10 protein-coding genes are annotated in these 5,859 nt (G+C 65.7%); 2 read left to right on the top strand and 8 right to left on the bottom strand.

Annotation, left to right across the window (positions count from 1 at the left end; genetic code table 11):
• Positions 1–31 precede the first annotated feature (31 nt).
• Positions 32–154 carry an AraC family transcriptional regulator gene (locus ACHFGS_RS08750; protein ID WP_394289370.1) on the top strand — a complete coding sequence of 41 codons (123 nt, stop codon included), beginning with the start codon at positions 32–34 and terminating at the stop codon, positions 152–154.
• Between the two features lie 2 nt (positions 155–156).
• On the opposite strand, the gene ACHFGS_RS08755 is transcribed toward ACHFGS_RS08750, so the two are convergent.
• The 6 genes from ACHFGS_RS08755 to ACHFGS_RS08780 form a co-directional block, all read right to left on the bottom strand.
• Entirely contained in the window at positions 157–849 is a 693-nt protein-coding gene (locus ACHFGS_RS08755) for an RraA family protein (RefSeq protein ID WP_239279595.1), read from the bottom strand.
• A 78-nt stretch (positions 850–927) separates the two neighbouring features.
• The gene (gene msrA, locus ACHFGS_RS08760; RefSeq protein WP_074041308.1) at positions 928–1,491 is read right to left on the bottom strand and encodes a peptide-methionine (S)-S-oxide reductase MsrA; all 564 of its coding nucleotides are present in this window, start codon (positions 1,489–1,491) and stop codon (positions 928–930) included.
• Positions 1,488–1,964 (bottom strand): peptide-methionine (R)-S-oxide reductase MsrB, encoded by a 477-nt coding sequence (gene msrB, locus ACHFGS_RS08765; RefSeq protein WP_020625393.1) that lies wholly within the window; start codon positions 1,962–1,964, stop codon positions 1,488–1,490. The genes msrA and msrB overlap by 4 nt, the downstream gene beginning before the upstream one ends.
• A gap of 126 nt (positions 1,965–2,090) precedes the next feature.
• Positions 2,091–3,539 (bottom strand): cysteine--tRNA ligase, encoded by a 1,449-nt coding sequence (gene cysS / locus ACHFGS_RS08770; protein ID WP_074041310.1) that lies wholly within the window; start codon positions 3,537–3,539, stop codon positions 2,091–2,093.
• A 3-nt stretch (positions 3,540–3,542) separates the two neighbouring features.
• Positions 3,543–4,406: a DNA-3-methyladenine glycosylase gene (locus ACHFGS_RS08775; RefSeq protein ID WP_074041311.1), complete on the bottom strand. Its 864-nt coding sequence runs from the start codon at positions 4,404–4,406 to the stop codon at positions 3,543–3,545.
• Positions 4,407–4,413: 7 nt separating this feature from the next.
• Positions 4,414–4,788, bottom strand: coding sequence for a VOC family protein (locus ACHFGS_RS08780; RefSeq protein ID WP_074041313.1), 375 nt, complete (start codon positions 4,786–4,788; stop codon positions 4,414–4,416).
• A gap of 77 nt (positions 4,789–4,865) precedes the next feature.
• Here ACHFGS_RS08780 and ACHFGS_RS08785 point away from each other — a divergent pair, with 77 nt between their 5' ends.
• Positions 4,866–5,303, top strand: coding sequence for a MarR family winged helix-turn-helix transcriptional regulator (locus ACHFGS_RS08785; protein WP_074041316.1), 438 nt, complete (start codon positions 4,866–4,868; stop codon positions 5,301–5,303).
• On the opposite strand, the gene ACHFGS_RS08790 is transcribed toward ACHFGS_RS08785, so the two are convergent.
• Complete coding sequence (locus ACHFGS_RS08790; RefSeq protein ID WP_074041318.1) at positions 5,293–5,646, bottom strand: hypothetical protein; 354 nt, start codon at positions 5,644–5,646, stop codon at positions 5,293–5,295. The two genes, ACHFGS_RS08785 and ACHFGS_RS08790, sit on opposite strands and share 11 nt — an antisense overlap.
• Positions 5,646–5,859, bottom strand: a 214-nt coding sequence (locus tag ACHFGS_RS08795) for an AraC family transcriptional regulator (RefSeq protein ID WP_394289369.1), incomplete at its 5' end; no start/stop codon positions are given. The genes ACHFGS_RS08795 and ACHFGS_RS08790, both read right to left, overlap by 1 nt.

Here is a 5,859-nt window from a genome sequence, read left to right on the forward strand (position 1 = left end):
CCTGACCGCACCGGCCACCATCGATGTCCCCATCGGCGTCCTCGCCCAGCAACACGGGTTCGTCTCAGCCAGCCACTTCAGCCGCATCTTCCGCGAAGAATTCGGCACCACACCCCGCCAATGGCGCAACAACACCACACCGCCAGGAGTGTGAGGTCACCGCTCGTGCGCCAGGTCGCCGCTGCGGGCTTCCCGCGCGATCAGGTCACGGGACGCGGCGTCGTCGGCACGGACCCGATGGGCGGTCTCGAGCACATCGTCGATGTCGCTGTCGGGAATGACGACGGCTCCCGATGAGTCGCAGAAGATGTACTGGCCCGGATAGATGCCCACTCCGTCGATGACGACGGGGATGTTCGCCTGAAACGGCGTGACGACAGCTCCACCCCAGGCGACGGCCTCTCCCGAGCACCAGGCTGCGAAAGGTTCCTCGGCCAGCTCGTCGAAGTCGCGAAGGCGGCCGTCGGTCAGGACGCCGGCGAGGCCGACGTTGGTCGCACGGGAGAGCTTCGTCCCACCGGCGAGAGACGTCGAGCTGTGGCCGTTGCTGGCCATCACGAGGACCGTGTTGGCGGGATCGGCCGGTGATCCGTCGACGGCCTGGTGGAACAGCCGTCCGAACGTGTATTGCTCCGGGTCGAGTACGGCATGGCACGTTGGGAAGAAGGAGATCGTCGCGACCCGACCGAACAGGGTGCGTTCGGGTGTCGGACTGACCAGCCCGGTGACATGGGCACGGTGACGATGCTTCCGGCCGAGCGCGTCGGTCAGATCGGCACACGTCAGGCCTGCGGCTGATGCTGCGCGACGCCGCTCCACCGTGTTGTCTTCATCGTTGTTCACGGTCACTCCGCATCATTTCTCAGTCACTGATGACGCGAGGGCGTGCCACCGGCTCAGCGGTGGCACGCCCCCACGAGTACATGGTCAGACGGAAGCCTCCGTCGTCTCGATGCGGCGGGGCAGGACCCAGCCGGCGCGAGGGTAGTGGCAGTTGTAGCCGTTCGGATACCGCTGCAGGTAGTCCTGGTGCTCAGGCTCGGCCTCCCAGAACGGGCCGGCGGGCTCGATCGTGGTGACGGCCGAGCCTGGCCACAGGCCGGAGGCGTCGACGTCGGCGATCGTCTCCTTGGCGATCTGCTCCTGCTCGGGGGTGAGCGGGAAGATCGTCGAGCGGTAGCTCGTGCCGATGTCGTTGCCCTGACGGTTCAGGGTCGACGGGTCGTGGATCTGGAAGAAGAACGCCAGGATGTCCCGGTACGTCGTCTTCGACGGATCGAAGACGATCTCCACAGCCTCGGCGTGGCCGGGGTGGTTGCGGTAGGTGGCGTGATCGTTCTGTCCGCCGGTGTATCCGGCACGGGTGCTGATCACGCCCGGCTGCTTGCGGATGAGCTCGTCGACGCCCCAGAAGCAGCCGCCGGCGAGGACGGCCGTCTCGGTGCCTGGTGTGCGGGTGACCTCTCCGGTGTCGTGAATTCCACTGGTCATGATGCGTGCTCCTTCGTGGTCGTGGTGGTGGTCTCGAACAGTGAGCGGAACTCGCCATACCCCTCGGCCTCCAGGTCGGAGACGGGGATGAACCGCAGCGCGGCGGAGTTCATGCAGTAGCGCAGGCCGCCAGCGTTCGCGGGGCCGTCGTCGAAGACGTGTCCGAGGTGGCTGTCCGCCCCGGTGGAGCGGACCTCGGTGCGGGGCATCCAGAGGGATCGGTCCGTCTTCGTGTGGACGGCGTCCGCGACGACCGGCTTGGTGAAGCTGGGCCATCCGGTTCCACTGTCGTACTTGTCGGTGGATGAGAACAGGGGCTGCCCGGAAACGACGTCCACGTACAGGCCGTCCTCGTGGTTGTCCCAGTACTCGTTGCGGAAAGCCGGCTCGGTGCCGTCCTTCTGGGTGACGCGGTACTGCTGGTCGTTGAGGCGGCTCAGGGCCTCAGAAGTCTTGCTGTAGTCGTGCGACACGATTTCCTCCTTGTCCGGCGCCGCTGGCTGCGGCGTCACTGTTGATAACGCCGGGGTGACGCGGTTTGGTCCCGCTAATCTGGGAATAGGCTGTGACTTGAAGAACCCTCCTGTTGCTATTTCGGATCATGCGCTATTTGCTTCACCGAAGACCCATGTCGTGCTCGACTGACTGTCGCTGAGCACGATGCCGGCGGCGTCGAGTTCGTCACGGATACGGTCTGCCGTGCGGAAGTCCCCGACCGTGCGGGCCTGGGCTCGCTGGTCGAGCGCCTGGGCGATCAGAATCTCCAACGCCCGCTCGACGCGCAGGGGTCCAGCGGTTGATTTGCCCCACGGCATCTCGTGCGGATTGATGCCGAGGACGCCCGTCATGGCGAGCACGGCGTCCCGTGCGTCGGCACCGGCCCGCGCGTCGTGCTGGGTGAGGGCGGTATTGCCGCGCCTGACCTCGTCGTGGAGGACGGCGAGGGCCATGGGGATGTTGAGGTCGTCATCCAAGGCGTTTCTGAATGCGACCGGCAGCTTGCTCGCATCCGCCGTCTGCCTCGAGTCGTTCGCGCTCCGGGCGATGAAGTCTTCGATTCTGCGCATCGCCGCCGCGGCGGATCGCAGGGCGGATTCGGTCAGCTCCAGGTTCGACCGGTAATGGGCCGATCCGAGGTAGTAGCGCAGGTCGATAGGACGTATCCCCTGCAGAAGATCGTCGACGGGTGTCGCGTTGCCGAGGGACTTGCTGATCTTGTCGCCGCCGGACGTGACCCAGCCATTGTGCATCCAGTAGCGCGCGAATCCGTATCCGGCGGCACGGGACTGCGCCTGCTCATTCTCATGATGAGGAAAACGCAGGTCGAGCCCTCCACCGTGGATGTCGAAGCTCTCTCCCAGGTAGCGGAGGATCATCGTCGAGCAGCTCAGATGCCATCCCGGGCGTCCCGGCCCGTAAGGCGAATCCCATGCCGCGCCCGCGGCACTCGCCTCTCCTACCGCCACATCTGAGGGAACGGATTTCCAGAGCGCGAAGTCGCGAGGGTCGCGTTTCCCCGTCGCCTGATCGGCATGTTCGTCTCCGGGGAGAGTGCCGGTCTCCTGTGAGGTCAGAGAACCGTAGTCAGGCCATGATGAGACGTCGAAGTAGACGTCTCTCTCATCGTCTCCCGCTCGGTACGCGTGGCCTCGTTTGATCAGCCGGTCGATGAACGCAAGCATCTCGGCGGTATGCCCCGTCGCGCGCGGCTCGATCGTCGGCGGCAAGATACCGATCATGCGATAGGCGTCGGCGAACGCCCTCTCCTGGCGAGCAGCCCACGCCCACCATGGAACGCCCGCCGTGTTGCTCGCAGCAAGAATCTTGTCGTCCAGGTCGGTGATGTTTCGGACCAGGGTCACGTCGAGCTCGTGGCCGATCTGGAGCCATCGTCGCAACTGGTCGAAGACCACTGCCGAGCGGAGATGGCCGACGTGTGGCGGAGCCTGAACGGTCGGACCGCACAGATAGATGCCGACGCGACCCGGTCGCAGGGGCGCGAACGTGCACAACGATGATGTTCCGCTGTCGAAGAGCCGTAACGTCATCGATCAGCTCATCTCACGGGTGCGCTGCTCTCGGAGCGCACGGAGGTGGACCGCGGCCCAGGAGCGGAAGGGGCGCCAGCGTTCTGCGACCTCCTCAAGCAGCGATTCGGGCCCGTACTGGTAGGAGATCTCGGCGTAAAGGCGGCGTTCCGCGCGCGGAAGGACGTCCTGGGCGTTGGCGCCGCGGATAAGGACGAGGTCCGCGGCGAACGGTCCGATGCCTGTCACCGTGAGGAGCTCGCGGCGAGCAGATTCTTCGGGCGTAGTTCGGAGCCGGGGACCGTTGAGCAGTCCGGTGAGCGCAGCCTCGGCGACAGCCCGGAGATAGTCTGGCTTCCGACCGGGTAGGTCCAGTTCTCCGGCGTCGATGGCGCGGATGAGCGCATCGGGCGCGGGAAAGGCCCCGTCGTCCCCGTGCGCGACGATAAGGTCGCGGCGGACTCGGGCAGCAACCGGGACGCGAGTGCGCTGCGACAAGACGCACCAGGCTGCGGCTTCGTAGGGCGAATGGAAGCCGCACGGGCGATATCCGGGGAGAGCCCTTTGGGCGGTGGCGATGATCGGGTCGCGATCGCCGACAGCCGCCCAGGCCCGCGCGTCCACATCAAGAGAGAGGAAGCGGCACACCTGCTCAGCTGCTGCGGCCAGATCGCCAGTGCCGGACAGGCTGATCTGGGCGCTCTCCCCGCGCTGGGTGACGCGGGCGGACACGGGCGTCCAGTCATGCTCGCTCATAAAGCGCGCAGAGAGGACGTCCGGGTCGCCGCCGGCCGCGATCGCGGTAGGGGTGAATTCTTCCCAGAACCGCTTGCTGGTGCGCAAGGACCACGGCCCGAGGACCTGGACCGAGAGGGTGTGCTGCGCCATGGTGGCATTAGGCGCGGGCGTGAATGGTGACGACGTAGCCGTCGGGGTCACGGAATGAGAACTGCAGTCCGAACGGCCCCTCGAACGGTTCCTGCGCGATCGCCACTCCCGCGTCGACCAGGCGTGCATGCACGCCTTCCGCGTCGTCGTTGTGGAACCAGACTCCGGCGCCGGCGCCGAGCTGAGGCATCGCGTCGAGATCCACACCGGGGAACGGGTCGCGGACGGCGAACGCGGCTCCTCCTGCGGAGAAGACGGTCGCCGCGGGGTTCGAGTCTGGGAGGCGTGTGAGTCCGACGAGCTCCTCGTAGAACTTCGCGGAGACGGCGCGGTCCCGCACCTGGAAAGAGACGAAGTCCGGGCCGGTGGTTGTTGCTGCCATGAGCAGGCTCCTGTTCTGTTCAATATCGCCAGTGTCAATATCCTGACACTCGTTGGAGTGTGTGTCAAACTATTGACATGGATGCATTGGACCGGAGCCCGGAGTCGCTGGGGGTGCTGATCAAGGAGACGCAGTCGCTCCTGAACCAGCGAATGGACGATCGGCTTCGCCCGCTGGCGCTGAGTGTGCCGCAGTACGCGTGCTTGACCGCCTTGCAGGACACGCCAGGCATCACGAGCTCCGAACTCGCCCGGCGCGCGTTCGTGTCTCGCCAGTCGATGAACGTGCTGCTTCAGGGGCTGGAGAAGCGGGGACTGGTCACCCGCTCGAGTGATCCTGGGCCCAGGCGGGAACGGAGCGTGGTGCTGAACGATGCCGCAGAACTCCTCCTCGAACGCGCACATGAGGAAGTCTCCTCGGTCGTTCATCGCATGACCGTGGAGGTTGAGCCGGTGGAGCGCGTCCGTCTTTACGAGCTTCTGGCTCGTTGCCGCGACGCCCTGCTCATTCCTTGACGGCATTGTCAGGCCCGGGGAGCTGATACCGGCCGATGGCGCTGTAGGACCCGCGGCGGAAGCGGAGACCAGCGATCCGCCCGTCTTCGACGAGCCAGCGCAGTTCATAGCACGCGCGGTAGTCCGGCGGCCAGAAGGAACAGAACTGCCCCTCTGCATCCACATACCACTCCCCCAACGTGGGTCTTCCGTTCTCGACGTACACGGTCTTGCCGTCCTCGGCGAATGCCTGCGTTGCCCCGTCCTCGTACAGGATCGATGCGGCCGTCAGCGCGCGAGGGATATCCGGTGCTCGAACTTCCTCCGCGTCGATGACGGTGAGGTCAGATAGCGGCTCGTTCATCAGTACGTCTCCTCTGGCCTGATCTGCTGCGGGCGGTCCAGTCGGCTCTCGTCCTGGGTCTCATCGGGGCGAGGTGTGGTGTTGTTGCGCCATTGGCGGGGTGTGGTGCCGAATTCTTCGCGGAAGATGCGGCTGAAGTGGCTGGCTGAGACGAACCCGTGTTGCTGGGCGAGGACGCCGATGGGGACATCGATGGTGGCCGGTGCGGTCAGG

Source organism: Microbacterium sp. (assembly GCF_043427715.1).
Lineage (GTDB): Bacteria > Actinomycetota > Actinomycetes > Actinomycetales > Microbacteriaceae > Microbacterium.